The organism is Cognatilysobacter tabacisoli (assembly GCF_003586305.1).
Lineage (GTDB): Bacteria > Pseudomonadota > Gammaproteobacteria > Xanthomonadales > Xanthomonadaceae > Cognatilysobacter_A > Cognatilysobacter_A tabacisoli.
The window spans coordinates 625049-649952 of the sequence record NZ_KZ987400.1 but is presented as its reverse complement, the minus strand read 5'-3'; the positions used below and the strand labels follow the sequence as shown (position 1 = coordinate 649952).

The following is a 24904-nucleotide window of genomic DNA, read 5'->3' as shown; positions in this document are numbered from 1 at the left end:
ACAACCCCACCCGGCGCGGTCGCGCGTTCGCCCAGCACCTCCCGAGGAGATCGCCCCGATGCGTCGCCGCCTGCCCCCGCTGCGTTCCCTGCTGTCCGTCCCGCTGGTCGCGCTGCTGTGCGCGCCGGTGGCCTGTTCGCTGCCGGCGCAGGCCCGCCCGCTGGTCGACCTGGCCGTCGTCGACCGCGAGTCCGGCCAGTGGCTGCCCGCGACCCCGCACCGCGGCCGCGACTGGATCGCCGGTGCGCCCGGCCACCGCTATTCGGTGCAGCTGACCAACACCACCGGCGAGCGCGTGCTGGTGGTGCTGTCGGTCGACGGCGTCAACGCCGTGACCGGCCAGACGGCGCATCCGTCGCAGGCCGGCTACGTGCTGGAGCCGTGGCAGAGCACGCAGATCCACGGCTGGCGCAAGTCAATGGACGACGTCGCGCAGTTCGTATTCACCGACCTGCCGGACAGCTACGCCGCGCGCACCGGCCGGCCCGACAACGTCGGGGTCATCGGCATTGCCGTGTTCACAGAGGCGAGGTCGGTTCCGTACTACGACGCGCCGGCGCCGATCGCCGGCCACGGCAGCGCCGCGCGCGAGTCCGCCGCGCGTGGCAAGGTCTCCGCGCCGCCCGCGGCGGCCGAATCGCGCGCCGCCGATGCGATGGCCACGCAGGGCCTCGGCACGGGCCACGGCGCACGCGCGTGGTCGCCGGTCGGTCGCACCGGCTTCGACCGGGCCACGCGTGCGCCGGTGCAGGTGCGCGAAGTGCGCTACGACGATCCGGCCGGGCTGTTGGCCCGCGGCGTGTGGCCGCGCGGCCACCGCTGGCCCCGCCACGACGCGCCGCGCGCGTTTCCCGACGGATTCGTCGCCGACCCGCCGTACTGACGGTCCGGTGCATTCCACCGGCACGTTCCACCGGCACGCCGACTCGAATCCCCGAACTGCGCGAGCGCGACCAGGGGCGCGGCCACCCGACACGAAAACGGGCCGGCTTCCCGGCCCGTTTTTGCCTCGCCAACGCCGCGCATCAGCGCGCGCGGCAAGTCGTGCTGACGCAGCTCAGTTCAGCGTGCGCTCGAAGTCGCGCACTTCCTGCTCGGCGCGGTCGCGCTGCCAGCCGTAGCGCTCCTGCAGCTTGCCCGCGAGGTACTCGGCGTTGCCCTCGCGCACGTCGAGATCGTCGTCGGTCAGATCGCCCCACTTCGTACGGGCCTGGCCTTTCACCTGGTTCCACTTGCCGGCAATGATGTCCTTGTTCATCGATGTTGGTCCTCTTCTTGGGGGAGGCGCGGCGTCTTTGCACCGCAGGGACAGCATCGCAGCGCGTGCATTCGCGTCCGGTCACGAAGCCGTTAGCCGTGCCTGCACGTCGATGAACCCGGTGAAGCCTTCAGCCGCATCGCCCGCAACACGACCGCCAGCCCCCGCCGCGGGCGATCGACGATCAAAAGAAAAGGCCGGATTGCTCCGGCCTTCTCGGCGAAACGTGCTGCGCGTCAGACGCGGATCAGCACTTCGCGTCCTTGCACTCTTCGGCCTTCTCTTCGACCTTTTCGCCAACCTTCTGCACGTCCTGGCCCGCACCCTTCATGGTGTTGCAGGCGGTCAGGGTGCCGGTCGAAAAAGCAACCAAGAACATCAGGGCGATCAAACGCTTCATGCATTCCTCCTCGGGAGTGTCCGGGGTCGCAGCGCACCAACTGCGCCGCCTCGACCGTGGCGCTATAGGACGTTTGCAGGTGTGAATTCCGCGTGGATTGGCCGGCCGGGTGCTGGGTCGCGTTCATCCACCGGCATGGTTCGGCGCGCGCTTCGCGAATCCCGTCGCACAAATGCGGAAGGCCGGCGAGCGCCGGCCTTCGTGCGAGACCACGCCTGCGCCGGGTCAGTTCGCGGCCTTGTCCTCGATCTTGTCGCCGAGCTTCTGCACGTCCTTGCCGAGCCCTTCCATCGTGTTGCAGCCGCCGAGCGCCACGGTGGCCAGCACCAGCAGCGCGGCGAATTTGATCATTTGCTTCATCGTCAGTTCTCCGGGAGGTTGCCAGCGGCGCCGCCGCCTGCGCGACGGCACCGGAAACGGGATCCGCTCAGTCGCGCATCAGCGTCGACTTGCCGAACAGGCTCTCGACCAGGTCCACCGACAGCTCGGCGGTCGCGTTGTGCGAGTCGATGACCGGGTTGAGCTCCATGATGTCGAGCGAGGCCAGCCGGCCGGTGTCGGCGATCATCTCCATCACCAGCTGCGCCTCGCGGTAGTTCGGGCCGCCGGGCACCGTGGTGCCGACGCCCGGCGCGATGCTCGGGTCGAGGAAGTCGACGTCGAAGCTGACGTGCAGGTGGGTGTTCTGGTCGACGCCCTCGAGCGCTTCCTCCATCGCCCGCTTCATGCCGACCTCGTCGATGTAGCGCATGTCGTAGACGTCGAGGCCGTATTCCTTGACCAGCCGCTTCTCGCCGTCGTCGACCGAGCGGATGCCGATCTGGCGGATCTCGTCCGGCCGCATCGCCGGCGCGTCGCCGCCCAGGTGGGTCAGCTCGCGCGGGCCCATGCCGCACAGGCACGCGACCGGCATGCCGTGGATGTTGCCCGACGGCGTGACCTGGCTGGTGTTGAAGTCGGCGTGGGCGTCGAGCCACAGCACGCGCAGCTTCTTGCCGGTCTCGCGGCAGTAGCGGGCGACCGCGGTGATCGATCCCAGGCCCAGGCAGTGGTCGCCACCGAGCAGGATCGGCATGCGCCCGCCGCGCAGCTCAGCGAGCACCGCGTCCATCGCCAGCCGGTTCCACGCGACGACCTCCGGCAGGTGCCGGTAGCCGTCGGTCGGGGCTTCCCACGGGTTGCGCGGGCCGTCGAGGTTGCCGCGGTCGACCACGTCGACGCCGCGGGCGACCAGCGCCTGGCCGAGCCCGGCGATGCGCAGCGCCTCCGGCCCGAGGCGGGCGCCGAGGTGGCCGGCGCCGACGTCGGTCGGCGCGCCGATGATCGACACGGGCGGGTAGGTTCGGCTCATGCGGTGGTCGTCCCTGCGGTGTGGGGCATGCCGGCTGTCGGAATCGAACCGACGACCTACTGATTACAAATCAGTTGCTCTACCAACTGAGCTAAGCCGGCGTGGAACGATGATTCTAGCCCGGCGCAAGGGGCGGCACCGCCGCCGTTGCGACATCAGCGCAGGGCGCTGCAGTCCGCGTCGCGCACCGCGGCGCCGGCCGCCGCGCGGGCGCGCGCGGCGTCGAACGCCGGGCCGGGCTCGACGTCGAGCCAGTGGCCCGGCGCGCCCTGGCCGAGCGGCTCGGCGCGTGCGGCGAAGCCGGCGTCGACCAGGGACTGCGCCCGTCGACGCGCCGCGTCCTCGCGACCGTAGCGCCCGAGCGCGATCGCGTTGGCCTCGGAGCCCTCGCGCACGATCAGGAAATCGTCGAAGCCCTCCTGCGCGAGCCGCTGCGCCGTCGCCTGCGCGTCGACCAGCGACGGCAGCGGCGGCAGGACGACGCGCCAGCCGCTGCCGGCGGCGGCCGTGGGCTCGACGCTCGCGCGCGCGCGCTGCACCAGCGGCTGCAGCCGCGCGCGCGCCGCGGCGGCCGCGGCGGCATCGGCGAACGGGCCGTAGCGGTAGCAGCGCGAAGCCGCGGCGCCGGTCGCGTCCGGTGCAGGCGTCGCGCCGGTCGAGCCGGTCGAGACGCTTGCGGCAGCTGGCGCGATCGGGGACGCGGGCGCGGCGCTCGGTACCGGCGGGGCCGCGCCCGGTTCGCCGACCAGCTGCAGCCGGGCCACCCCGATCGGCGCGGCCGGAGCCGCCGGCGCGGGCGGCGGCACGCGCGTGGCCCACCACGCGGCGACGCCGACGTTGAGCACGAGCAGCAGGACGATCAGCGCGCGGTTCCACATGCGTCGATTGTCCCACGCGATCCGCGGCGCCGGGCGCGGCGGCGCTGTGATCGCGCGCGCGGATCGGCGCCGGCGTGCCGGCGCGCCGCGTTGGTCAGGCCGGCGGGCGCTCGTCGCGCGCCCACACCGCCAGCCCCTCGAGCACCAGGTGCGGCGTGTCGAGCGCGCCCGGCAGCCACGGCCGCAGCGCCGCGGCGCCGCCGCCGTGCAGCAGCAGCGCCGGCGGTGTGGACACCCGCGCGCGCGCCGCGGCCGCGCTGCGCTCGACCAGCGCGATCGCGGCGCCGAGGCAGCCCGATGCGAGCGCGTCGTCGGTGTCGTCGGCGAACTCGCGGTAGGCGCCGCCGTCGACCGGCAGTTGCGCCGCGCGCTGGTGCAGGGCCTCGCGCATCAGGTCCGGCGAGGGCGCGATGCGCCCGCCCAGGTGGCGGCCGTCGGCGTCGAGCAGGTCGATCGTCAGCGCGGTGCCGACGCCGCACACCACCGCGCCGCCCGGCGCGCGCGTGCGCGCGGCGATCAGCGCCAGGTAGCGGTCGACGCCGAGCCGGTGCGGCTGCGCGTACGCGATCGCCACGCCGCCGCCGCGCCGCTGGGTGCGCGCGAGCGAGATGCGACCGCAGCGCGCGGCGAGCGCCTGCAGCACGGCCACGCGCAGGGCCGGGTCGGCGACGCTCGCCAGGTACGCCACGTCGATGCGCGCCGGCAGCGCGCGCTCGAGCGCCGCGGCGACATCGTCGTGGCGGTGCGGCAGGGCCAGCACCTCGCCGACCGCGCCGTCGTCGCGCAGCGGCGTGCACTTCAGCCGGGTGTTGCCGAGGTCGAACAGCCACGCGCTCATGCGGCTGCGTCCGCGAGCGCGCGCACGCTGACCTCGCCGGCATGCAGCCGGCGTTCGACGCCGTCGCCGCCGCGCACGCGCAGCCCGCCGTCGGCCGCGACGCCGAGCGCCACGCCGTCGACTTCGCCGCCTTCGCCGTGCAGGTGAACGCGCCGGCCGGCCAACGCATCCAGCGCGGCATAGCGCGGCAGGAACGGCGCCAGTCCGTCGGCATCGAAGTGCGCCAGCGCGGGCAGCAGGTGCGACAGCACCGTCCCCGCGATCGCGCTGCGTTCGGGCAGCCCGGCGCCTGCCAGCTGGGCCAGGTCGGTCCACGGCTGGTCGATTCGTCCGGCGGCATCGGGCGGCATGCGCACGTTGAGGCCGATGCCCACCACCGCGCGCGCGGGGCCGGCGACTTCGCCGCCGCCTTCGACCAGCAGTCCGCCGAGCTTGCGCAGGCCGTCGCCGTCGGGCACGACCAGATCGTTCGGCCATTTCAAGCGCAGCGCATCGAAGCCGAGCGCGTGCAGCGCCTCGGCGCAGGCGACGCCGGCGGCGAGGCTCAGGCCCCCGAGCCGGGCGAGCCCGCCGCCGAAGCCGCGCGCCGTCGACAGGTACAGGTGCGCGGCCAGCGGCGACTGCCACGTGCGACCGCGCCGGCCGCGGCCGCCGCTCTGGCGCTCGGCCAGCAGCGCCGCGGTCCCGGACGCGGGCACGGGCCGGCGCAGCAGCTCGCTGCTGGTCGAGTCGATCGTCCACGCCACGTCGAGCGCGGCCAGCTCGCGCGCCGCGTCGGGCGCGAGGCGCGCGCGGATCGCGTCGGCGTCGAGCAGGTCAAGCGGCTGGGCCAGCGCGTAGCCACGCCCGGGCGCGGCGTCGATCGCGATGCCGGCCTCGCGCAGAGATTCGATCCGCTTCCACACTGCCGCGCGCGTCTGGCCCGATTCGCGGGCCAGGGCGTCGCCGGTGGCCGGTCCGGCGATCAGCCGCTGCAGCAGCCGGCGGTCGTCGCTCATCCGGCGTCCCGTCCGCGCCGCCAGCGGTGCAGCAGGCGCGCACGGGCGAAGCGCGATTCGGTGCCGGCGCGCAGGCGCGCCAGATTGGCGCGGTGGGTGATCGTCAGCAGCACCGCCACGGCGATCGAGAACGCCAGTCGCGGCGTGCCCGCGTCCGTCCACCATGCAAGCAGCGGCAGGGTCCACGTCGCGATCACCGTCGCCAGCCCGACGTAGCCGGACGTGAACACCACGCCGAACCACGCCAGCAGCACCACCGGCACCGCGTACGGCCACAGCACCAGCAGCGCGCCGATCATCGTCGCCGCGCCCTTGCCGCCGCGGAAGCCGTGCCACACCGGCCACACGTGACCGACGATCGCGGCGAACGCGACCAGGTAGCCGTGCGCCGTGACCGACAGGCCGGTCGCGACCGGGGCGTAGCGCAGCGCCAGCCACGCGGCGAGCGCGCCCTTGGCGATGTCGAACACCGCCACGCCGACCGCGAAGCCCTTGCCCTGCGAGCGCAGCGCGTTGGTCGCGCCGGCGTTGCCGCTGCCGTGCTCGCGGATGTCGACGCCGCGCAGGCGGCCGAGCAGCAGGCTGCCGGACAGCGACCCGAGCAGGTACCCGGCGACGAGCAGCCCCCACGTCAGCGGAGCGAAGTGCAGGGACGACAGCGCGGCGGGTTCGATCGGCATGCGCGAAGTATGCGCGAGCGGCGTGTCGGCCCTGCGATCCGGGGCCTGGAACCGCGCGCGGCGCGAATGCTTCGCCGCCGGCGCCGCGGCGCGGTGCGGCGCGATCAGGCCGGCGACGGCGCCGGCTGCAGCGCCACGACCAGCGCGCCCTGCCCCGCGTGCGCGCCGATCGCCGGGCCGGTCGCGACCAGGTACGACTCGACCGCGTCGATCCGCGCGCGCATCGCCGCCAGCAGCCGCTCGCCGTCGTCCGCCGCGCCGCAGTGGCCGACGATCAGCCGCCAGCGCGTGCCGCGCGGCAGCCGCTTGGCCACGTAGCGTGCGAACGCCTCGGGCGCGCCGGCCTTGGCCAGCAGCCCGCCGGCGATCCCGAGCCGGCCGTCCGCGCGAACCCTGGCGATCGGCGTCAGGCCGCTCCAGCGCACCGCCGGCCCCGCCCACGCCGGGATGCGGCCGCCGCGCACGGCGTGGCGGATGTCGCGCGCCATCGCCCAGGTCAGCGTCAGCGGGCGCAGCCGCTCGAGCTCGGCGACGATCGCCGTGGCGTCGGCGCCGGCGTCGGCCAGCTCGCCGGCCCGCCACGCCAGCAGCGCCTGGCCGCCGGCAGCGTTTACGGTGTCGAACACGGTGACCCGGCCCGGCTCGCCGCGCAGCGCGGCGTGTTCGGCCGACTGCAGGGTGCCGGACACCGCGCGCGACAGGCCCACGTAGACGACCTCGCGCTGGTGCGCGAGCAGGAACTCGAAGCAGCGGCGGAAATCGCCGGGCGGCGGCTGGCTGGTCCGCGGCAGCTCGGCCGCGCCGGCCATGCGCCGGTAGAACGCATCCGCCGTCAGCGCGACCTTGTCGAGGAAGTCCTGGCCGTCGACGTTGACCCGGACCGGCACGCAGTGGATCGCATGGCGCTCGGCGATCGCATCGGGCAGGTCGGCGGCGCTGTCGGTGACGACTGCGACCGGCCGGCTTGATTCGGCGCTGCGCTGCTGCATCAGCATGTCGTCGGCCTTCATGCCGTCGACCCGCCCCTGCGCGGCGCACACCTCGAACAGCGCCTGCGGCGCGGCGACATGCGCGTGCACGCGCATGTGGGTCGCGCCGCCGGCCAGCACCACCGAGTCGGCGCCGAGCGCGGCCAGCGCCGCACCGAGCGTCGCGCGATCGATGCCGTCGCCGTTGATCAGGCATTCGGTGCACCAGCGGCGGTCGGGGTCGACGTGGTCGTGGACGTCGGGCATCCCGGCGGGGCCGGCCGCGTCGAGCGCGGCATCGTTGGCCGCGACGCCGGCGCCGCGCACGCGCAGCGCGCGCGGGCCGCCCTCGACGAACTCGGCGATGCCCTCGAGCAGCTCGAGGAACCCCTTCGCGCCGGCGTCGACGACCCCGGCGCGCTGCAGCAGCGCCATCTGCTGCGGCGTCCGCGCCAGCGCGACGCGCGCGCTCGCCAGGGCCTGGTTGAAGCCGTCGCGCGGCCCGGTGCTGCGGGCCTCGCGCGCGGCTTCGTCGAGCGCGTCGGCGAACGCGCCGATCACGCTGAGGATCGTGCCTTCGGCCGGCTCGGCCAGCGCCGCCCGGGCGCTGTCGGCGCCGCGGCGCACCGCGGCCGCGAGCGTGGTCGCGTCGAGCACCGGCTCGCTGCGCGCATGCTCGGCCACGCCGTAGAGGAACTGGGCGAGGATCGCGCCGGAATTGCCGCGTGCGCCGTCGATGGCCTCGTGGCCGATCCGCAGCAGCAGTTCGCCGATGTGCGCGCTGCGCCGCCGCAGCGCGCCGTTGAGCAGCACCCCGAGGGTCTGCGCCATGTTGTTGCCGGTGTCGCCGTCGGCCACCGGAAACACGTTGATGCGGTTCAGCAGGTCGCGGCCGGCGATGACCCGGCGCGCGCCGGCGATCAGGGCGCGGCGCAGGGCCGGCGCGGTCAGCGATGGGGTGGTCGGGACCGGGGTCGCCGCCGGGGCAGGGTCCGCGGCGTTCGGGGGCGTATTCATTGCGGTCGAGTCTCGCCGATCCGTGCGCCGTAGCCATGATGCGCTGCGCAAGAGAGGGCGCGGACCCTGCCGCCCGTCGGCACGCCCGATCCGGTGCCCGGCGCGGCCGGAGTCGGTCATCTTTTGCCGTTATAGTCCGCAGTCGACCGGCCAGCGTGGCCGGCGCGAGGACCCCGCCATGCTCCGGATCTGCCTGTGCCTGCTGATCGCTGCCGCCAGTGCTGGCGTGGCTGCGCGTGAGCCCAAGTCCGGCGACCTCGACGGCGCCGGGTGCCCGACCAACATCGCCGAGCGCAAGCCGGCCGCGGTCCGCGAGAACCCGGCACCGGTCCGTCCGGCGCGCGAGTCCAAGCTCAAGCCGAGCGTGCACAGCGACGCCCCGGGCGGCAGCCGCTTGCAGCCGCAGCGCTGGCACAGCCTGCTGCCGGGCATGTTCCGCTGACGTGCCGCGCTAAGCACGCCGCGCTGAACCCCCGCACCGCTTGATCGACTGGCTGCGCCGCCTGCGGCGCCCACCCGACCCGATTCCCGCCGAACTCTGGCGCGACACTCGTGCGGCCGTGCCGTGGGTGGCGGCGCTCGACCCAGATCGCGACGCGCGGCTGGCGCTGCTGGCGGCGCGGTTCCTGCACGAGAAGACCATCACCCCGATCGGCGAGCTGGAGCTCGACGCGGCCCGTCGCTGCACGCTGGCCGCGCTGTGCTGCCTGCCGCTACTCGAGTTCGGCGAGGCCGGCCTGCGCGGCTGGTCGCAGCTGATCGTCTACCCGGACGCGTTCCGGGTGAACCGCAGCCACGTCGACGCCGCCGGCGTGCTGCACGAGTGGGAGGACGAGCTGATCGGCGAGTCGTGGGACGCCGGGCCGCTGATCCTGTCGTGGGCGGACATCGAGGCCGACTGCGCCGACCCGCGCGCCGGCTTCTGCGTCGCCGCGCATGAGATGGCGCACAAGCTCGACGTGCTCGACGGCGCCATGGACGGCACGCCGCCGCTGCCGGGCCCGTGGCAGCGCGGCTGGGCACGCGACTTCCAGGCCGCGTTCGAGGCGTTCGTCGCCGACGTCGACGCCGGGCGCGAGACCGCGATCGATCCGTACGCGGCCGAAGCCGAAGAGGAATTCTTCGCGGTCGCCACCGAGTACCACTTCAGCGATCCGGCCACGCTGCGCGGCGCGATGCCGAAGGTCGCCGCGCACCTGGCGCGTTTCTACGGCCCATCGCCGTTCGAGTGACAGCGCGCCGGGGCGCGCAGGACGCGCGCGGGCTCAGAGCCCCGGCGGCAGCCGCACCTCGAAACGCGCGCCGCCGAGTTCCTCCGACGCGCTGACGTCGAGCGTGCCGCGGTAGCCGCGCACGAGGTCCTGCACGATCGCCAGCCCGATGCCATGGCCCTGCACGCGCTCGTCGCCGCGCACACCGCGCTGCAGGATCAGTGCGACCTTCTCCGGCGGAATGCCGGGGCCGTCGTCGTCGACCGCGATCAGCAGCCCCGGGCGGCGGTTCGGCATCGATTCGCCCGGACGCACGGTCAGCAGCACGCGCGAGCGCGCCCACTTGAACGCGTTCTCGAGCAGGTTGCCGAGCAGCTCCTGCAGGTCGCCGGGCTCGCCGTGGAACTGCACGCCCTCGGCCACGTCGAACTCGCACAGCACGCCCTTCGACGCATACACCTTCTCGAGCCCGCGCACGATCTGTTCGGCATGCGGCTCGATCGCGATCGGCGCGGCGAACAGCGCGTGGCCGGCCGACGCCGCGCGCGCGAGCTGGTACGAGACCATTTCGTTCATGCGGCGCAGCTGCAGGTCGACCTCCTCGCGCAGCTCCGCCTCGCTGGCGCGGGTGTCGTCCAGGCGCGCGCGCAGCACAGCCAGCGGCGTCTTCAGGCTGTGGGCGAGGTCGGCCAGGGTGTTGCGCTGGCGGTCGAGGTTCTCGCGCTCGCTTTCGATGAACGCGTTGATGCTTTCGGTCAGCGGCTCGAGTTCGCGCGGGTGGCGCTCGCTCATCCGCGACGCCGCGCCGCGCTGCACGCGCTTGAGCTCGATGATCACGCGCCGCAGCGGCAGCAGGCTCCAGCGCAGCACCAGCGCCTGCATCAGCATCAGCACCAGCCCCGCACCGCCGAGGTACTGCCACAGCGCCTCGCGGAACACCGCGACCTGCCGGCGCAGCAGCGTCGTGTCCTCGATGATGTAGATCGTGTACGGAAACTGCGCGCTGACGCTGCGCTCGGCGTCCCAGATGACCCCGTAGCCGTAGCGGTAGGCCTCGCCGGCGTCGCCGTCGAGCTCGGTGATCGGCAGCGGGCCTTCGAAACGCTCCTGCCCGGCTTCCAGCATGGCTCCCGTCGGCAGCTCAGGCCCGACCGCCGACGGCGAGTCCCAGTGCCCGTTCGGGAACACCACCTCGGCGTACAGGCCGCTGCCCGGCCGCTCGAACCGCGGCTCGATCGGGTCGTACGGGGGGATGAACTCGCCGTTACGGGCGAATTCGCCCTTCCCGGCGTACGCCAGCGCGTAGCTCGCCAGACGCTGGCGCAGGTTGCTCTCCGCGGTTTCAATGAACGCGCGATCGAGGGCGTAGCCGGCCAGCGCCAGGAACGCCAGCAGGCCGAGGCTCGCGGCCAGCAGCTGGCGCGCCTGCAGCGAGCGCGGTTGGCCCCAGCTCATGGGCGGGCGCGTCGGGTGGCGGCGTGGGAGGGCAGCATGCGCAGTCAGGTTAGCGCGGACGCCCGCTCACGGGCGCCGTGCCAGAGGATGGGGATCGTCGGCCGGAGCGGCCCGCGGGGCCGAGGCGCGCTCGCCGACGCTGCACCCGGCAGGGCGCGGTCGCCGCCGGGCGCGCGCCCGCGCGGCGGTCAGTCGCCCGAACGCGGGATCGCGAAGCGGTAGCCGCGGCCGCGGACGGTCTCGATCGGCTTCAGCGCGCTGTCCGGGTCGAGCTTCTTGCGCAGGCGGCCGATGAACACCTCGAGCACGTTCGAGTCGCGGTCGAAGTCCTGCTGGTAGATGTGCTCGGTCAGGTCGGCCTTCGAGACCAGCTCGCCGGCGTGCATCATCAGGTACTCGAGGACCTTGTACTCGTAGCTCGTCAGGTCGACGTTGCCGCCGTTGACGGTGACCGTCTGCGCGGCCAGGTCCAGGGTGACCGGCCCGCACTCGAGCGTCGGCTTGCTCCAGCCGGCGGCGCGACGCACCAGCGCGTTGATGCGCGCCAGCAGCTCTTCGACATGGAACGGCTTGACCAGGTAATCGTCGGCGCCCTGCTTCAGGCCCTCGACCTTGTCCTGCCAGCTCGAGCGCGCGGTCAGGATCAGCACCGGGAACTTCTTGCCTTCCTCGCGCAGGGCGCGGATCAGGTCCATGCCGGACATCTTCGGCAGGCCCAGGTCGATGATGCCGAGGTCGAACGGCACCTCGCGGCCCATGTACAGGCCCTCCTCGCCGTCCTGCGCGGCATCGACCGCGTAGCCCTCGCGCTTCAGGCGCGCGGCCAGGGTCTCGCGCAGGGGGGCTTCGTCTTCGACCAGCAGAATACGCATGGGGGCTCCTAGTTCGGGGTCGGTCCCGCCTGTCGGGGCGGCGTCTGGCCGCAGCGGGCGGCCGTCGTGGCCGCGGTCGGGACCGTGGCGTTCAGGTTAATCTGAATCGCTGTCGTCGCCGCGTATACGCCGCGGGGGCGGCTCCCGGCGGCCCTGCGGGTCGTCCATGTATACGCGCACGCGCCCGTTGGAATCGACCACCTTCACCCGGTTCACGTCGCGGCCGTCGAACGGCACCCGCTCCGCGCTGAGCACTTGGCCGCCGCTCTGGCGTTCGACCCGGCGGACCGCGTCGGACAGCGCGCGGTGATCGGCGCCGCGGTCGTGGTCGCGGCCCCGCTCCGGCGGCGGCGGAGCACCGCGGCCCAGCAGCCCGCCGAGGCTCTGCGCCTGCGCGCTGTCGGCCCCGACCGCAAGGGCAGCCAGGAGCAGCAAGGGCGCAACTCGGGCGATGACGGGCTTCATGGCAGGCGTTTCCGGCTCCGGGAGCGGCGGCGCGGACGAGTGTACGTCCGGTGATGGACGGTCATTCTTGGAACCAGGCGGTGAATCCGGTCTGAACTTTTCCGGGCGCCATTCCCGCCGTTCAGCGGCGAACTTGCCTGCAAAATCCGCGCCGAGGCCGGTTTGCAGGTCAGTAGATCTCGCCGATGCAGCAGCGCAGCGAGCCGCCACCGGCCTCGATCGCCGACAGGTCGACGGTGCGGACGTCAAAGCCGGCAGTGGCCAGCACCTGGCGGTGAGCGGGCGACAGCGCCCGACCGGCGCGCGCGCTCATCCACACGGTGCCGTCCGACAGGGCGATCGCGTTGCCGACGAAGGCGGCGTGCTCGCCCGTGGTACAGACGACCGCGTGCGGCGCGTAGAACCCGGCGATGGCATCGGCCACGGCGCGGTCGGCGAAGCCATCGGGGCACACGATCGCCGCGCGACCGGCCAGCACCGCCAGCACGACGTTGGTGTGGTACTCGCCGGCAGCCAAGTCGAACAGCAGGGTCGCGCGCAGGCCCAGCGCCTCGTGCATCAGCCGCGCGCCGTCCTCGTCGCAGCGCTCGGAGAGGCCGCAGTAGCCCAGTCCGCGGGCGCGGTCGACCACCAGCGCCCCGGTCAGCTCGCACGGGTGCGGCTGGATCGACAGATCCGTCTCGGCGTAGCCCAGCGTGTCGCGGAAGAAGCCGCGGATGTCGGCGCGCCGCGCCTCGCGCTGGCGCACCGGGTGGCGCATGCGCCCGATCACGACCCGCCCGGGCGCCGTGGCGAACACGTTGTTCGGGAACACCGCGTCGGGGGTCGCCGGATCGCCGGCGAAGCACACCGCCGGCAGCACTTCGGCGACGGCGCGGTGCAGCGCGCGGTGCTGGCGCGACGCGGCGTCGGCGTCGAAGCCGTCCGCCGCCGCCATGTAGCGGTTGTCCTGCGCCGAATCGACGGCCAGCGCGAAGCCGTCGGGCGCGACCAGGAACGCGGCCCGCGCGGTGGCGGGGCCGAAATCGGGCCCGCACTGGCGGGCGAGGTCGAAGAAGGCGTGGGCGTTGCGGGTGATCATGCGGCCTGCGGGTCGATGGCGTGGGGCGGGGTCGCGAACGCGTCGGTCACCGCCAGCGCCTGCTCGACCAGCGACCAGTCCGCGCCGGGCTTGTGCGCGCCTTCGCTGAGGACCTGCCGGAACGCGCGGCCGCCGCGCTCGCCGCCGAACAGGCCCAGCACGTGGCGGGTGATGTGCTTGAGGAACACGCCGCGCGCCAGCTGCGCATCGACGTAGGGGCGGTACGCGCGCAGCAGGTCGCCGCGGGTCCGCGTCGGCCCGCCGAACCACGCGGCGTCGAGCCGGTGCAGCAGATACGGATCGTGGTACGCGGCGCGGCCGAGCATCGCGCCGTCGGTGTGCGCCAGGTGCGCGGTCGCTTCCTCGAGCCCGGCGATGCCGCCGTTGACGAGCACCGCCAGCTCCGGCCGCTCGCGCTTGAGCCGGTAGGCCCAGTCGTAGCGCAGCGGCGGGACCTCGCGATTCTCCTTCGGCGACAGGCCCTGCAGCCACGCGTTGCGCGCGTGCACGACGAACAGCCGGCAGCCGGCCGCCGCGACCGTGTCGATGAAGCCGAGGAAGCGGTCCCAATCGTGGTCGTCGTCGACGCCGAGCCGGCACTTCACCGTCACCGGCACCTCGGGCACCGCCGCCAGCATCGCCGCGACCGACTCGGCGACCAGCGCCGGCTCGCGCATCAGGCAGGCGCCGAACCGCCCCGCCTGCACGCGGTCGGACGGGCAGCCGCAGTTGAGGTTGATCTCGTCGAAGCCGGCGTCGGCGCCGATCCGCGCCGCCTGCGCCAGCAGCGCCGGCTCGCTGCCGCCGAGCTGCAGCGCGACCGGGTGCTCGGACGGGTCCATCGCCAGCAGCCGCGCGCGGTCGCCGTGGATGACGGCGTTGGCGTGGACCATCTCGCTGTACAGCCGCGCGTGCGGCGCCAGCACGCGGTGGAACGCGCGGCAGTGCGAGTCCGTCCAGTCCATCATCGGGGCGACGGACAGGCGCAGGTCGGACGGCGGCGGCAGCACGGAGACGGTCATCGGCCGCGCATTGTCCGCCGGAATGCCGCGCGCGCCCAAGCCGCCGCGCGCGCCGGCGTTCATTGGGCCCGGCGCGGGCGCTCAGTGGCGCATCAGCAGCGGCAGCGGGCTGTGCCGGAGCAGGTGGCGGGTGACGCCGCCGAGCGCCCACTCGGCCAAGCGGGAGCGCCCGTAGGCGCCCAGCACCAGCAGTTCGGCGCCGCAGGCGCGCGCGCCGTCGAGGATCGCCTCGCCGGCGTCGTCGTCATCGCTGACCGCCGGCAGCGGTTCGGCCACGACGTGCAACCCGTGCGACGCGCACCAGCGCTCGAGCGGGAACGCCGGCCAGCTGCCGCCGTACGCGCGCTCCTCGCCGACCAGCAGGTGCACGCGTTCGGCCTGCTGCAGCAGCGGGCGCGCGGCGTGCAGCGCGCGGATGGCCTCGACCGAGCCGTTCCACGCCACCGCGACCGATTCCAGCCGGACCGGCCCGGCCGGCGTGGCGGCCGGAACGACCACGCACGGCAGGCCGCTGCCGAGCAGCAGGTCGGCCAGGCCGCCCGGCGTGTTCCAGCCGTCGTCGGCGTCGCCGCCGACGACCAGCACGTCGTGCCAGTGGCCGACATAGCGGACCAGCGCCGCCAGCGGTCCGTCGGCAACGATCCACGCCGGGTGCGCCACCCCGAGCGACCCCGCCCAGGCTTCGAAGCCCGGCGCCATCGCCCGCGCGCGGTCGAGTTCGGCCGCCATCCAGGCCGCGTACTGGGCCATGACGGTGTCGGCGTCGTACGCCGGCAGCGGCCCCGACACGCCGAGCGGCACGTGAAGCCCGGTCAGGGTGGCGCGCATCCGCGCGGCCAGTCGCGCCGCGTACGCCGCGCCGTGGTCCGCCTCGAAGGCCCGGCGGGCCAGCACCAGGAAGTCGCGCATGCGTCGTCTCCGGTCGTCGCCGTGGGTGTCGGCGGGAGCAGCCTGCGCCCGGCGCGACGGCGGCGAATTGATCGCGATCAAGCCCGGGCCGCGCCGCCCGCGTACGGTGGCCGTCGTTCCCCGTTGGAGTGAGCCATGAAGATCCTGCTGGCCGTGGACGGCAGCCCCGCCAGCGTGCGCGCCGCGCGCCACGCGGCGCGGCTGGCCCAGGCGATGGCCGAGCCGCCGACCCTGGTCGTGTTCCACGCCGACCTGCCGCTGCCGCGGATCGCCGCGCTCGAACTCGGCGTACAAGGCACCGCCGACTACCACGCCGACAACGCCAACCACGCGCTGCGCGCCGTGCGCACCGCGCTGCGCCGCGCCCGCGTCGCGTTCACCGAGAAGGTCGTCGTCGCCGAGCCGGCGGCCGCGATCGTGCGCCACGCGCGCTCGGCGCGGATCGACCTCGTGGTGATGGGCACGCGCGGCCGCGGCGCGATCGAGGGCCTGCTGCTCGGCTCGGTCGCGCGCAAGGTCGTCGCCGGCGCCGGCGTGCCGGTGACGGTGGTGCCGTGACGGCGACGACTTGATCCGGATCAAGCCGCCGCCGCGGCCCGATTCCTAAACTGGCGCCACGTTCTGGGAGTGACGATGACGACGCTTGCCTCGCCGCAGCCGCTGCGGACATACAACGACAAAGTGGTGCGGCAGTTCGCCGCAACGACCGTGCTGTGGGGCATCGTCGGCATGGCCGTCGGCGTGCTGATCGCCGCGCAGCTGTACTGGCCGACCATCGGCGAAGGCATTCCGTGGCTCAGCTACGGCCGCCTGCGGCCGCTGCACACCAACGCGGTGATCTTCGCGTTCGGCGGCAGCGCGCTGTTCGCCACGTCGCTGCACGTGGTCCAGCGCACCTGCCACGCGCCGCTGATCTCCGACCGGCTGGCGTCGTTCGTGTTCTGGGGCTGGCAGGCGGTCATCGTCGCCGCCGCGATCACGCTGCCGCTGGGGATGACCCAGGGCAAGGAGTACGCCGAACTCGAGTGGCCGATCGACATCCTGATCACGATCGTCTGGGTCGCGTACGCGGTGCTGTTCTTCGGCACGATCGCCAAGCGCACGGTCAAGCACATCTACGTCGCCAACTGGTTCTTCGGCGCTTACATCATCACGATCGCGCTGCTGCACATCGTCAACAACCTCGCGCTGCCGGTCGGCTTCGGCAAGTCGTACCAGGTCTACACCGGCGCGGTCGACGCGATGGTGCAGTGGTGGTACGGCCACAACGCGGTCGGCTTCTTCCTGACCGCCGGCTTCCTCGGGATGATGTACTACTACGTGCCCAAGCAGGCCGGGCGCCCGATCTACTCGTACCGCCTGTCGATCGTACACTTCTGGGCGCTGATCGCGGTGTACATGTGGGCCGGCCCGCACCACCTGCAGTACACCGCGCTGCCGGACTGGGCGCAGTCGGTCGGCATGGTGTTCTCGCTGATCCTGCTGGCGCCCAGCTGGGGCGGCGCGATCAACGGCATCCTCACGCTGTCGGGGGTGTGGCACAAGCTGCGCACCGACCCGATCCTGAAGTTCCTGATCGTCGCGCTGAGCTTCTACATGATCGCGACGTTCGAGGGGCCGATGATGTCGATCAAGACGGTCAACTCGCTGTCGCACTACACCGACTGGACCGTCGGCCACGTGCACGCCGGCGCGCTGGGCTGGGTGGCGATGATCTCGATCGGCTCGATCTACGCGCTGCTGCCGCGGATGCTCGGCCTGCAGGCGATGTACTCGACGAAGTGGATCGACACGCACTTCTGGGTGCACACGCTCGGCGTGGTGTTCTACATCGCCTCGATGTGGATCGCCGGCGTGATGCAGGGCCTGATGTGGCGGGCGACCAACGACGACGGCACCCTGACCTACACCTTCGTCGAGGCGCTCAACGCGACTTACCCCTACTACCTGATCCGCCTCGGCGGCGGCGTGCTGGTGCTGGCCGGCATGCTGCTGATGGCGGTCAACACGATCAAGACCTTCGCGATGGCGCGTTCGCCGGCGCCGCAGCCGGTGCTGATGCCGGACGCGTCGCAGGCGCGTGCGTGAGGACCGGACGATGAGCGAGAACAACCACAATCCGCACGAGAAGATCGAAAAGAACATCGGCCTGATGGCGGTGCTGATCGCGGTGGCCGTGTCGTTCGGCGGCCTGGCCGAGATCGTGCCGCTGATGTACCAGGCCGAGGCGGTCGAGCCGCTGCCCGGCGTCAAGCCCTACCCGGCGCTGCAGCTGGCCGGACGCGACGTGTACGTGCGCGAGGGCTGCTACAACTGCCATTCGCAGATGGTGCGCACGCTGCGCTTCGAGACCGAGCGCTACGGCCACTACTCGCTGGCCGGCGAGTCGGTGTACGACCGCCCGTTCCAGTGGGGTTCCAAGCGCACCGGGCCGGACCTGGCCCGCGTCGGCGGCCGCTACTCCGACGACTGGCACCGCGTGCACCTGATCGATCCGCGCGCGGTCGTGCCGGAGTCGAACATGCCGAGCTTCCCGTGGCTGGCCGAGAACGCGCTCGACGGCGCGCAGGTCACCCGGCGGATGCGCGCGCTGCAGACCCTCGGCGATCCGTACACCGACGAGGAGATCGCCGGCGCCGCCGCGCAGGTGCAGGACAAGACCGAACTCGACGCCGTGGTCGCCTACCTGCAGGCGCTCGGCAAGCACGCGCCTCGGGGAGGCTGAGCATGCTGTCCGGAATCATCACCGCCATCCTGCTGGTGCTGTTCGTCGCCGGCTGGGCGTGGGCGTGGAGCCCGCGCCGCAAGGCCGCCTTCGACGCCGCCGCGCGCCTGCCGCTGTCCGATGACGCGGAGGACCGCCCGTGAGCGCCGGCTGGTCGTGGTACGTCATCGCCCTGGTGGTGCTCAACATCGCCGGCTGCGCCTGGCTGCTGTGGTGGACGGCGCGCCGTCGCCCCGGCGACCCGAAGCCGGAGGACACCAGCCACGTCTGGGACGGCGACCTCACCGAGTACAACAAGCCGCTGCCGAAGTGGTGGATCAACCTGTTCTACCTGACCATCGTCTTCAGCATCGGCTACCTGCTGTGGTACCCGGGCCTGGGCGCGTTCGCCGGCTACGGCAAGTGGACGTCCACCTCCGAGCACGACCGCCAGAAGGCCGCCGACACCGCGCGCCTCGACGAGACGTTCGCGCCGTTCCGCACCGCCAGCGTCGCCGACCTGTCGCGCGATCCGCAGGCGCTGGCGCTGGGCCGGTCGATCTTCGGCAACACCTGCGCGACGTGCCACGGGTCCTCGGGCCAGGGCGCGATCGGCTACCCGAACCTGACCGACGACGTCTGGCACTGGGGCGGCGAGCCCGAGCGCGTGCTGCAGTCGATCGTCGAGGGCCGCGAAGGCGTCATGCCCGAGTGGGAGAAGGTGCTGACCGGCATGGGCGGCGAGAACGCGGTCGACTACGTGGTCGCCTACGTGCGTGCGCTCGGCGACCCCGACGTGCGGCTGAAGAACAACTTCCTCGCCGCGCAGGGCCGCCCGCTGTACGAGGGCGTGTGCGTGGCGTGCCACGGCGTCGACGGCACGGGCAACCAGGACCTCGGCGCGCCGAGCCTGGCCGACGACTACTGGCTGTACGGCGACAGCAACGAGGCGATCGCGACGGCGATCCGCAGCGGCCGCCACGGCGTGATGCCGGCGCACGGCGAGCTGCTCGGCGAGACCCGCGCCAAGCTGGTCGCCGCGTACGTGCTGTCGCTGTCGGCCAAGCGCACCGCCGCGGCCGGCGGCGCCGGGGCCGGGCAATGAACGCGGTTCCGGTCGACCCGCCGCCGCGTCCGCTGGCGCAGCGGCTGGGCGCGATCCTGTGGCCGAGCTTCTTCGCCGCCGGCGTGGCGACGATGGTGTTCTTCGCCTTTGTCGACCCGATCGCGCTGCGCGACCAGACCTTCCCGCACTGGCCGGTGTCGCGCGAGCTCGGCTACACGCTGGGCTTCTTCGCGTTCTGGGCGGCGACCGCGTCGTCGAGCCTGTTCACGTGGATCCTGCTGCGCCCGGCCAGTCGCTTCAACCGCGCGCTGCGCGACGGATGATCGGCGCGCGATGAACCGACGCATCGACATCGCGCTCGACGACGGCGGTCCGGCGTACGTCAGCGAACGCAAGATCTACCCGCGCGACGTCAGCGGCCGCTTCGACCGGCTGCGCGTGGCCGCGGTGGCGTGGCTGCTCGGCATGTACTACGTGTTCCCGTGGCTGCGCTGGGACGGCCGCCAGGCTGTGCTGTTCGACCTGCCGGCGCGCAAGTTCCACGTGTTCGGCCTGACGTTCTGGCCGCAGGATTTCCTGTTCCTCGCGCTGCTGCTGATCATCGCCGCGCTGGCGCTGTTCTTCTTCACCGCGCTGGCCGGGCGCCTGTGGTGCGGCTACGCGTGCCCGCAGACGGTGTGGACCGAGGTCTTCCTGTGGATGGAGCGCTGGACCGAGGGCGACCGCGGCCAGCGGATGAAGCTCGACGCCGGTCCGTGGACGCGCGAGAAGCTGCTGCGCAAGGGCGCCAAGCACGCGCTGTGGCTGGCGTTCGCGCTGTGGACCGGCTTCACCTTCGTCGGCTTCTTTACCCCGATTACCGAACTGGGCGCGCGGCTGGTGCCGTTCCAGTGGGGCGGCTGGGAAACGTTCTGGGTGCTGTTCTACTCGCTGGCCACGTGGGGCAACGCCGGCGTGCTGCGCGAACAGGTGTGCAAGTACATGTGCCCGTACGCGCGCTTCCAGAGCGCGATGTTCGACCGCAACACCCTGCTGATCGCCTACGACCCGATGCGCGGGGAGCCGCGGGGCCCGCGCCGCCGCGGCCTCGGCAGCGTGCTCGAGCGCGCGCGCGGCCTGCTCGAGAAGACCGTCGCGTACGACTACGTGTTCCGCGCGGCGCGCCACCCGACCGCCGCCGACAACCGCGCCAACGCGCGCGGCACGATCACGTTCGACGGCGAGCTGGCCGAAGCGCTGCCGCTGCCGAAGTTCCCGCCGGAGGAACTGGGCGACTGCATCGACTGCACGATCTGCGTGCAGGTGTGCCCGACCGGCATCGACATCCGCAACGGCCTGCAGTACGAGTGCATCGCCTGCGGCGCGTGCATCGACGCCTGCGACGAGGTCATGGCCAAGGTCGGCTACCCGAGCGGACTGATCCGCTATTCGACCCAGAACGCGATCGACGGCCAGCCCACGCGCGTGCTGCGCCCGCGCATCGTCGTCTACGGCTCGCTGCTGCTGGCGCTGTGCATCGCCTGGGCGTGGGGCGTCGGCACCCGCAGCCCGCTGATCGTCGAGGCGCTGCGCGACCGCAACGCGCTGTACCGCGAGACCGCCGACGGCATCGCCAACGGCTACACGCTGAAGCTGGTCAACAAGGGCGACGCCGCCGCCACGTATTCGCTGCAGCTCGAATCCGGGCTGCCCGGGCTGGCGATCCGCGGCACCACGCCGAGCATCACGCTGGCCCCGCAGCAGGTGGTGTCGCTGCCGATCACGGTGGCTGCCGCCGGCGACGTGCGCGGACGGCACGCGGTGCGCTTCGTCGTCGAATCCCCGGACGGCCGCGTGCGCAAGGTCGTCGAGAGCAGCTTCTTCGGACCGAGCCCATGACCGGCGAACACCCGTCCCCGTGGCGCAACCCGCTGCTGTGGCTGATCGTCGGCCTGCCGGCGCTGGCCGTGGTCGGTGGCATCGCGATGCTGTTCGTCGCCGGCCGCACCGGCGGCACCAGCGACAGCGTGGCCGACCCGGTGCGGCGCACCGGCCAGGTGCAGGTCGCCGCCCTCGACGCTGATTCGCGCGCCCGCGCGGCCGGGCTGCGCGTGGTGCTGCGCGTGCAGGACGGCGTGGTCGAGGCGCTGCCGGCGAAGGGCACGTTCGACCGCACCCAGACGCTGGCGCTGGCGTTCCACCACCCGTCGCACGCCGAGCGCGACGTCTCGCTCGCCCTGCCCCCCACCGAGACCGGCTGGCGCGCCGAACGCGAGCTCGACGCCGGCACCCACTGGAACGTCGAACTGCGCGCACCCGCCGATGCGTGGCGGCTGCAGGGCCGGCTCGGCAAGGGCGAGCACGCGGTGCTGCTGCAGCCGGCGCTGCCGGAGCCGTGACCGTGGCGGTCGCGGCGAACCCGCTGTCGATGGCGACCCCGGCGCGCGACGCGCAGCGCGCGGCCACCGGCGCCTGCGCGCACTGCGGCGAAACGCTGGACGCGCCGGCGTCGCGCTACTGCTGCGACGGCTGCGAAGCGGCCGCCCAGTGGATCAGCGACGCCGGCCTGTCCGACTACTACCGACTGCGCGACGGCTACGCCGCGCGGGTCGGAACCGAGGCGATCGACCTGTCGGCGTGGGACCGCGACGACGTGATCGCCGGGCACGCCCGCGCGATCGACGGCGGCCGCGAGATCACCGTGCTCGCCGACGGCATGCGCTGCGCCGCGTGCGCATGGCTGATCGACCGCGCGATCGCGCGCGAGCCGGGCGTGCTCGAGGTCAATGCCAACGCGGTGACGGGCCGCGTGCGGATCGCGTGGGACCCGGCGCGCACGCCGCTGTCGGCCGCGCTGCGGCGGCTGGCCGCGCTCGGCTACCGGCCGTGGCTGGCGACCGGGCAGGCGCGCGAGGACGCGCTGCGCGCCGAGCGCAACCGCTCGCTGCTGCGGCTCGGCGTGGCGGGGCTCGGCGCGATGCAGGCGATGATGTTCGCCGAGGCGCTGTACCTCGATGTCGCCCGCCAGATGCCCCTGCCGACGCGCGACTTCCTGCGCTGGGTGACGATGCTGGTGTCGACGCCGGTGGTGTTCTACTCGGGCTGGCCGTTCCTCGCCGGCGCCTGGCGCGAGCTGCGCGCGCGCACGCTCGGCATGGACGCGCTGGTCGCCGGCGCGACGCTGCTCGCGTACGGCCCCAGCGTGGTCGAGACGCTGCGCGGCGGCGCGCACGTGTGGTTCGACGCGGCAGTGATGTTCGTGTTCCTGCTGCTGGCCGCGCGCGTGCTCGAGCAGCGCGCGCGGCGCGTGGCCAACGCCCAGGTCGACGCGCTGGCGCGGGCGCGGCCGGCGTTCGCGACGCGCGAGCGCGACGACGGCAGCCGCGAGCTGGTGCCGCTGGCGGCACTGGCCGTCGGCAACGTCGCCTGCGTCGCGGTCGGCGAGATCGTGCCGGCCGACGGCACCGTGCTCGATGCGCCCGCCCGCTTCGAGGAATCGCTGCTGACCGGCGAGTCCGAGCCGGTGCTGCGCGGCCCCGGCGATCGGGTGCTGGCCGGCAGCGCATGCCGCGAGCGGCCGGCACGCCTGCGCATCGACGCCGTCGGCGCGCAGACCCGGCTGTCGCAGGTGACCCGGCTGGTCGAACACGCGCAGGCGCAGCGGCCCGCTCTGGCGACGCTCGCCGACCGCATCGCCTCGCGCTTCGTCGCGGTGCTGCTGGTTGCCGCCGTCGCGCTGTACCTCGCGTGGCGCGTGCATGACCCGGCGCGCGCGTTCGAAGTGACGCTGGCGCTGCTGGTCATCACCTGCCCCTGCGCGCTGTCGCTGGCCGTGCCGGCGGCGCTGGCCAGCGCCCACGGCGCGCTGGCGCGCAGCGGCGTGCTGGCGCTGCGCGGCGACGCGCTCGAGCGCCTCGCGGACGCCACGGACATCGTCTTCGACAAGACCGGCACGCTGTGCGATCGCGCGCCGACGCTGGCGTCGGTCGAGACGCACGGCGCGCTGCCGCGCGACGCGGTGCTCGCGATCGCCGCCGCGCTCGAGCGCGACAGCCGCCACCCGCTCGCGGCCGCGTTCGCCGCGTTCGACGACGCACGCGCGGTCGCCGGCCTGCGCGCGGTGCCGGGGCACGGCCTCGAGGCCGACGTCGACGGCGTGCGCTGGCGGTTCGGCCGCGCGGCGTTCGCCACCGGCGCGGCCGGCGACGACGACGCGCTGTGGCTCGGCGACGGCGCGACCGCCAGCGCGCGCTTCGTCGTCGACGAGGGCCTTCGCGCCGATGCGTCCGCCACCGTCGACGCGCTGCGCGCGCAGGGCCTGGCGCTGCACATCGCCAGCGGCGACGCCGACGCCAAGGTCGCGCCGCTGGCGCAGGCGCTCGGCATCGCCGACGCGCGGGCGCGCCAGGCCCCCGAGGACAAGCTGGCCCGCGTGCGCGCGCTGCAGCGCGACGGCCGGGTCGTCGCGATGGTCGGCGACGGCATCAACGACGCGCCGGTGCTGGCCGGCGCCGACGTGTCGTTCGCGATCGGCGACGGCGCCGCGCTCGCGCACCGCAGCGCCGATTTCGTCCTGGTCGGCACCCGGCTGGCGCCGATCGCCGACGCGATCGCGCTGGCGCGGCGCGCCCGCCGCATCGTCCGGCAGAACCTCGCGTGGGCGATCGCCTACAACGTCGTCGCGCTGCCACTGGCGGCGCTCGGCCTGGTCACGCCGTGGCTGGCGGCGGTCGGCATGGCGCTGTCGTCGCTGACCGTCACCGTCAACGCATTGCGGCTGCGGCGCTCATGAACAGCCTGCTGCTGCTGGTGCCGCTGAGCCTGGTGCTGGTCGTCGCCGCCGGCTGGGCGTTCGCGTGGGCGGTCAAGCGCGGGCAGTTCGACGACCTCGACACGCCGGCGCTCGACATCCTCGTCGACAAAGAGTTCGTCGACGACGTGCTCGTGGACACCGCGCGCGCGGGGCCAGCCTCGGCAGGTCCGGACAATCCGGACGCGGTCGCAAGCGACGCAGACGCGGCCGCGGAGCGCGGCGATGCTTGACTGGCTTGTACTCGGCGGCGCGGCGCTGACCGGCCTGCTCGGCGGCGGCCACTGCGCGGCGATGTGCGGCGGCATCGCCACCGCGATGTCCGGCCGCGGCGGCTGGTGGGAAGCCGCGCAGCCGAACCTCGGCCGCGTGCTCGGCTACGTGCTGGCCGGCGCGATCGTCGGCGGGCTCGGCTACGGCCTGCTCGGCATGGCGCGGGCGCCGTGGCTGGCCACCGCGCTGCGGGCGATGGTCGGCGCGGTGATGATCGTCGCCGCGATCCGCCTGCTCGACCGGCGCGGCCGCCTGCGCTTCTTCGGCGCCCCCGGCGCGCGCGCCTGGCAGTGGCTGCGGCCGCTGCAGCAGCGACTGCTGCCGGCCGACACCGTCGCCAGGCGGATGACGCTCGGACTGCTGTGGGGCTGGCTGCCGTGCGGATTGAGCACGACGCTGCTCGCCGCCGCGTGGCTGCAGGCCGACCCGCTGCACGGCGCGGCGACGATGGCGGCGTTCGGGATCGGCACCCTGTCGGTGATGCTGCCGCTGACCTGGGCCGGCTCGCGCGTGGGCCAGCGGCTGCAGCGCAGCGGCTGGCGCACCGCCGCGGGCTTGCTGGTGCTCGCGGCCGGGCTGGTGACGCTGACCGCGCCGTGGCTCGCGCAAGCGCCGGCGCTGCACGGCGTGCTCGAGGCGCTGGGCTGCCGCAGCCTGCCGCTGGCCTGA

General features: G+C 73.6%; 29 protein-coding genes and 1 tRNA gene. 14 read left to right on the top strand and 16 right to left on the bottom strand.

The annotated features are described in order from the left end of the window. Positions 1 to 58 precede the first annotated feature (58 nt). On the top strand, positions 59 to 883 hold the full coding sequence (locus tag D3A60_RS02880) for a hypothetical protein (RefSeq protein ID WP_119717178.1): 825 nt from the start codon (positions 59 to 61) through the stop codon (positions 881 to 883). A 174-nt stretch (positions 884 to 1057) separates the two neighbouring features. Here the strand turns inward: D3A60_RS02880 and D3A60_RS02875 are convergent, their stop codons facing one another. From D3A60_RS02875 to D3A60_RS02830, 10 genes are all read right to left on the bottom strand, one after another. Beyond that, complete coding sequence (locus D3A60_RS02875; RefSeq protein WP_119717177.1) at positions 1058 to 1258, bottom strand: CsbD family protein; 201 nt, start codon at positions 1256 to 1258, stop codon at positions 1058 to 1060. A 247-nt stretch (positions 1259 to 1505) separates the two neighbouring features. Beyond that, positions 1506 to 1658, bottom strand: a complete 153-nt coding sequence (locus D3A60_RS02870; RefSeq protein ID WP_119717176.1) for an entericidin A/B family lipoprotein — start codon at positions 1656 to 1658, stop codon at positions 1506 to 1508. Between the two features lie 225 nt (positions 1659 to 1883). Next, on the bottom strand, positions 1884 to 2018 hold the full coding sequence (locus D3A60_RS02865; RefSeq protein ID WP_196778620.1) for an entericidin A/B family lipoprotein: 135 nt from the start codon (positions 2016 to 2018) through the stop codon (positions 1884 to 1886). A gap of 67 nt (positions 2019 to 2085) precedes the next feature. Continuing rightward, on the bottom strand, positions 2086 to 3009 hold the full coding sequence (gene rocF / locus D3A60_RS02860; RefSeq protein WP_119717174.1) for an arginase: 924 nt from the start codon (positions 3007 to 3009) through the stop codon (positions 2086 to 2088). 28 nt (positions 3010 to 3037) lie between these two features. Next, positions 3038 to 3110, bottom strand: a tRNA-Thr gene (locus tag D3A60_RS02855). 54 nt (positions 3111 to 3164) lie between these two features. After that, positions 3165 to 3887, bottom strand: coding sequence for an SPOR domain-containing protein (locus D3A60_RS02850; RefSeq protein WP_119717173.1), 723 nt, complete (start codon positions 3885 to 3887; stop codon positions 3165 to 3167). A gap of 94 nt (positions 3888 to 3981) precedes the next feature. Then, positions 3982 to 4725, bottom strand: coding sequence for a type III pantothenate kinase (locus tag D3A60_RS02845; protein ID WP_119717172.1), 744 nt, complete (start codon positions 4723 to 4725; stop codon positions 3982 to 3984). After that, a complete protein-coding gene (birA, locus tag D3A60_RS02840; RefSeq protein WP_119717171.1) occupies positions 4722 to 5723 on the bottom strand; it encodes a bifunctional biotin--[acetyl-CoA-carboxylase] ligase/biotin operon repressor BirA in 1002 nt (333 codons plus the stop codon). Before birA ends, D3A60_RS02845 begins: the two co-directional genes overlap by 4 nt. Next, positions 5720 to 6403 carry a glycerol-3-phosphate 1-O-acyltransferase PlsY gene (gene plsY / locus D3A60_RS02835; RefSeq protein ID WP_119717170.1) on the bottom strand — a complete coding sequence of 228 codons (684 nt, stop codon included), beginning with the start codon at positions 6401 to 6403 and terminating at the stop codon, positions 5720 to 5722. Before plsY ends, birA begins: the two co-directional genes overlap by 4 nt. 104 nt (positions 6404 to 6507) lie before the next feature. Further along, positions 6508 to 8388 (bottom strand): DegV family protein, encoded by a 1881-nt coding sequence (locus D3A60_RS02830; RefSeq protein ID WP_196778619.1) that lies wholly within the window; start codon positions 8386 to 8388, stop codon positions 6508 to 6510. 178 nt (positions 8389 to 8566) lie between these two features. On the opposite strand from D3A60_RS02830, the gene D3A60_RS02825 reads away from it, so the two are divergent. Both D3A60_RS02825 and D3A60_RS02820 read left to right on the top strand, forming a co-directional pair. Then, positions 8567 to 8830 (top strand): hypothetical protein, encoded by a 264-nt coding sequence (locus D3A60_RS02825; protein ID WP_119717168.1) that lies wholly within the window; start codon positions 8567 to 8569, stop codon positions 8828 to 8830. A 40-nt stretch (positions 8831 to 8870) separates the two neighbouring features. Continuing rightward, on the top strand, positions 8871 to 9620 hold the full coding sequence (locus D3A60_RS02820) for a M90 family metallopeptidase (RefSeq protein WP_269203655.1): 750 nt from the start codon (positions 8871 to 8873) through the stop codon (positions 9618 to 9620). Between the two features lie 33 nt (positions 9621 to 9653). On the opposite strand, the gene D3A60_RS02815 is transcribed toward D3A60_RS02820, so the two are convergent. The 6 genes from D3A60_RS02815 to D3A60_RS02790 all read right to left on the bottom strand — a co-directional run bounded on the left by D3A60_RS02815 (position 9654) and on the right by D3A60_RS02790 (position 15403). Further along, a complete protein-coding gene (locus D3A60_RS02815; RefSeq protein ID WP_119717167.1) occupies positions 9654 to 11054 on the bottom strand; it encodes an ATP-binding protein in 1401 nt (466 codons plus the stop codon). A 188-nt stretch (positions 11055 to 11242) separates the two neighbouring features. After that, positions 11243 to 11926, bottom strand: coding sequence for a response regulator transcription factor (locus tag D3A60_RS02810; protein WP_119717166.1), 684 nt, complete (start codon positions 11924 to 11926; stop codon positions 11243 to 11245). A gap of 96 nt (positions 11927 to 12022) precedes the next feature. After that, the gene (locus D3A60_RS02805) at positions 12023 to 12391 is read right to left on the bottom strand and encodes a PepSY domain-containing protein (RefSeq protein ID WP_231120371.1); all 369 of its coding nucleotides are present in this window, start codon (positions 12389 to 12391) and stop codon (positions 12023 to 12025) included. A 169-nt stretch (positions 12392 to 12560) separates the two neighbouring features. Then, the gene (locus D3A60_RS02800; protein ID WP_119717165.1) at positions 12561 to 13472 is read right to left on the bottom strand and encodes an arginine deiminase-related protein; all 912 of its coding nucleotides are present in this window, start codon (positions 13470 to 13472) and stop codon (positions 12561 to 12563) included. Further along, positions 13469 to 14494: a tRNA dihydrouridine(20/20a) synthase DusA gene (gene dusA, locus D3A60_RS02795; protein WP_119717526.1), complete on the bottom strand. Its 1026-nt coding sequence runs from the start codon at positions 14492 to 14494 to the stop codon at positions 13469 to 13471. Before dusA ends, D3A60_RS02800 begins: the two co-directional genes overlap by 4 nt. Positions 14495 to 14575: 81 nt before the next feature. Further along, positions 14576 to 15403: a universal stress protein gene (locus D3A60_RS02790; protein ID WP_119717164.1), complete on the bottom strand. Its 828-nt coding sequence runs from the start codon at positions 15401 to 15403 to the stop codon at positions 14576 to 14578. A gap of 135 nt (positions 15404 to 15538) precedes the next feature. On the opposite strand from D3A60_RS02790, the gene D3A60_RS02785 reads away from it, so the two are divergent. The 11 genes from D3A60_RS02785 (at position 15539) to D3A60_RS02735 (ending at position 24904) form a co-directional block, all read left to right on the top strand. Next, complete coding sequence (locus D3A60_RS02785; RefSeq protein ID WP_119717163.1) at positions 15539 to 15961, top strand: universal stress protein; 423 nt, start codon at positions 15539 to 15541, stop codon at positions 15959 to 15961. A 75-nt stretch (positions 15962 to 16036) separates the two neighbouring features. Next, complete coding sequence (gene ccoN / locus D3A60_RS02780; protein WP_119717162.1) at positions 16037 to 17491, top strand: cytochrome-c oxidase, cbb3-type subunit I; 1455 nt, start codon at positions 16037 to 16039, stop codon at positions 17489 to 17491. A 10-nt stretch (positions 17492 to 17501) separates the two neighbouring features. Further along, positions 17502 to 18128, top strand: a complete 627-nt coding sequence (ccoO, locus tag D3A60_RS02775; RefSeq protein ID WP_119717161.1) for a cytochrome-c oxidase, cbb3-type subunit II — start codon at positions 17502 to 17504, stop codon at positions 18126 to 18128. Between the two features lie 2 nt (positions 18129 to 18130). Continuing rightward, positions 18131 to 18271 (top strand): cbb3-type cytochrome oxidase subunit 3, encoded by a 141-nt coding sequence (locus D3A60_RS02770; RefSeq protein ID WP_119717160.1) that lies wholly within the window; start codon positions 18131 to 18133, stop codon positions 18269 to 18271. Further along, positions 18268 to 19212, top strand: coding sequence for a cytochrome-c oxidase, cbb3-type subunit III (gene ccoP / locus D3A60_RS02765; RefSeq protein WP_119717159.1), 945 nt, complete (start codon positions 18268 to 18270; stop codon positions 19210 to 19212). Before D3A60_RS02770 ends, ccoP begins: the two co-directional genes overlap by 4 nt. Beyond that, positions 19209 to 19496: a hypothetical protein gene (locus tag D3A60_RS02760; RefSeq protein ID WP_119717158.1), complete on the top strand. Its 288-nt coding sequence runs from the start codon at positions 19209 to 19211 to the stop codon at positions 19494 to 19496. Before ccoP ends, D3A60_RS02760 begins: the two co-directional genes overlap by 4 nt. A gap of 10 nt (positions 19497 to 19506) precedes the next feature. Next, a complete protein-coding gene (locus D3A60_RS02755) occupies positions 19507 to 21051 on the top strand; it encodes a 4Fe-4S dicluster domain-containing protein (RefSeq protein ID WP_119717157.1) in 1545 nt (514 codons plus the stop codon). Beyond that, entirely contained in the window at positions 21048 to 21551 is a 504-nt protein-coding gene (locus D3A60_RS02750; protein WP_119717156.1) for a FixH family protein, read from the top strand. The genes D3A60_RS02755 and D3A60_RS02750 overlap by 4 nt, the downstream gene beginning before the upstream one ends. A 2-nt stretch (positions 21552 to 21553) precedes the next feature. Further along, positions 21554 to 23944: a heavy metal translocating P-type ATPase gene (locus D3A60_RS02745; protein ID WP_231120370.1), complete on the top strand. Its 2391-nt coding sequence runs from the start codon at positions 21554 to 21556 to the stop codon at positions 23942 to 23944. After that, complete coding sequence (ccoS, locus tag D3A60_RS14805) at positions 23941 to 24195, top strand: cbb3-type cytochrome oxidase assembly protein CcoS (RefSeq protein ID WP_119717155.1); 255 nt, start codon at positions 23941 to 23943, stop codon at positions 24193 to 24195. The genes D3A60_RS02745 and ccoS overlap by 4 nt, the downstream gene beginning before the upstream one ends. Continuing rightward, entirely contained in the window at positions 24188 to 24904 is a 717-nt protein-coding gene (locus D3A60_RS02735; protein ID WP_119717154.1) for a sulfite exporter TauE/SafE family protein, read from the top strand. Before ccoS ends, D3A60_RS02735 begins: the two co-directional genes overlap by 8 nt.

Coding starts and splice junctions, on each gene's coding strand:
- ccoN (WP_119717162.1), top strand. CDS start 16,037: ATGACGACGCTTGCCTCGCCGCAGCCGCTGCGGACATACAACGACAAA.
- D3A60_RS02875 (WP_119717177.1), bottom strand. CDS start 1,258: ATGAACAAGGACATCATTGCCGGCAAGTGGAACCAGGTGAAAGGCCAG.
- D3A60_RS02785 (WP_119717163.1), top strand. CDS start 15,539: ATGAAGATCCTGCTGGCCGTGGACGGCAGCCCCGCCAGCGTGCGCGCC.
- D3A60_RS02770 (WP_119717160.1), top strand. CDS start 18,131: ATGCTGTCCGGAATCATCACCGCCATCCTGCTGGTGCTGTTCGTCGCC.
- D3A60_RS02810 (WP_119717166.1), bottom strand. CDS start 11,926: ATGCGTATTCTGCTGGTCGAAGACGAAGCCCCCCTGCGCGAGACCCTG.
- D3A60_RS02790 (WP_119717164.1), bottom strand. CDS start 15,403: ATGCGCGACTTCCTGGTGCTGGCCCGCCGGGCCTTCGAGGCGGACCAC.
- ccoS (WP_119717155.1), top strand. CDS start 23,941: ATGAACAGCCTGCTGCTGCTGGTGCCGCTGAGCCTGGTGCTGGTCGTC.
- D3A60_RS02865 (WP_196778620.1), bottom strand. CDS start 2,018: ATGAAGCAAATGATCAAATTCGCCGCGCTGCTGGTGCTGGCCACCGTG.
- ccoO (WP_119717161.1), top strand. CDS start 17,502: ATGAGCGAGAACAACCACAATCCGCACGAGAAGATCGAAAAGAACATC.
- D3A60_RS02750 (WP_119717156.1), top strand. CDS start 21,048: ATGACCGGCGAACACCCGTCCCCGTGGCGCAACCCGCTGCTGTGGCTG.
- D3A60_RS02800 (WP_119717165.1), bottom strand. CDS start 13,472: ATGATCACCCGCAACGCCCACGCCTTCTTCGACCTCGCCCGCCAGTGC.
- rocF (WP_119717174.1), bottom strand. CDS start 3,009: ATGAGCCGAACCTACCCGCCCGTGTCGATCATCGGCGCGCCGACCGAC.
- D3A60_RS02760 (WP_119717158.1), top strand. CDS start 19,209: ATGAACGCGGTTCCGGTCGACCCGCCGCCGCGTCCGCTGGCGCAGCGG.
- dusA (WP_119717526.1), bottom strand. CDS start 14,494: ATGACCGTCTCCGTGCTGCCGCCGCCGTCCGACCTGCGCCTGTCCGTC.
- D3A60_RS02880 (WP_119717178.1), top strand. CDS start 59: ATGCGTCGCCGCCTGCCCCCGCTGCGTTCCCTGCTGTCCGTCCCGCTG.
- D3A60_RS02830 (WP_196778619.1), bottom strand. CDS start 8,388: ATGAATACGCCCCCGAACGCCGCGGACCCTGCCCCGGCGGCGACCCCG.
- D3A60_RS02755 (WP_119717157.1), top strand. CDS start 19,507: ATGAACCGACGCATCGACATCGCGCTCGACGACGGCGGTCCGGCGTAC.
- D3A60_RS02805 (WP_231120371.1), bottom strand. CDS start 12,391: ATGAAGCCCGTCATCGCCCGAGTTGCGCCCTTGCTGCTCCTGGCTGCC.
- D3A60_RS02825 (WP_119717168.1), top strand. CDS start 8,567: ATGCTCCGGATCTGCCTGTGCCTGCTGATCGCTGCCGCCAGTGCTGGC.
- plsY (WP_119717170.1), bottom strand. CDS start 6,403: ATGCCGATCGAACCCGCCGCGCTGTCGTCCCTGCACTTCGCTCCGCTG.
- D3A60_RS02845 (WP_119717172.1), bottom strand. CDS start 4,725: ATGAGCGCGTGGCTGTTCGACCTCGGCAACACCCGGCTGAAGTGCACG.
- D3A60_RS02870 (WP_119717176.1), bottom strand. CDS start 1,658: ATGAAGCGTTTGATCGCCCTGATGTTCTTGGTTGCTTTTTCGACCGGC.
- D3A60_RS02735 (WP_119717154.1), top strand. CDS start 24,188: ATGCTTGACTGGCTTGTACTCGGCGGCGCGGCGCTGACCGGCCTGCTC.
- D3A60_RS02850 (WP_119717173.1), bottom strand. CDS start 3,887: ATGTGGAACCGCGCGCTGATCGTCCTGCTGCTCGTGCTCAACGTCGGC.
- D3A60_RS02815 (WP_119717167.1), bottom strand. CDS start 11,054: ATGAGCTGGGGCCAACCGCGCTCGCTGCAGGCGCGCCAGCTGCTGGCC.
- birA (WP_119717171.1), bottom strand. CDS start 5,723: ATGAGCGACGACCGCCGGCTGCTGCAGCGGCTGATCGCCGGACCGGCC.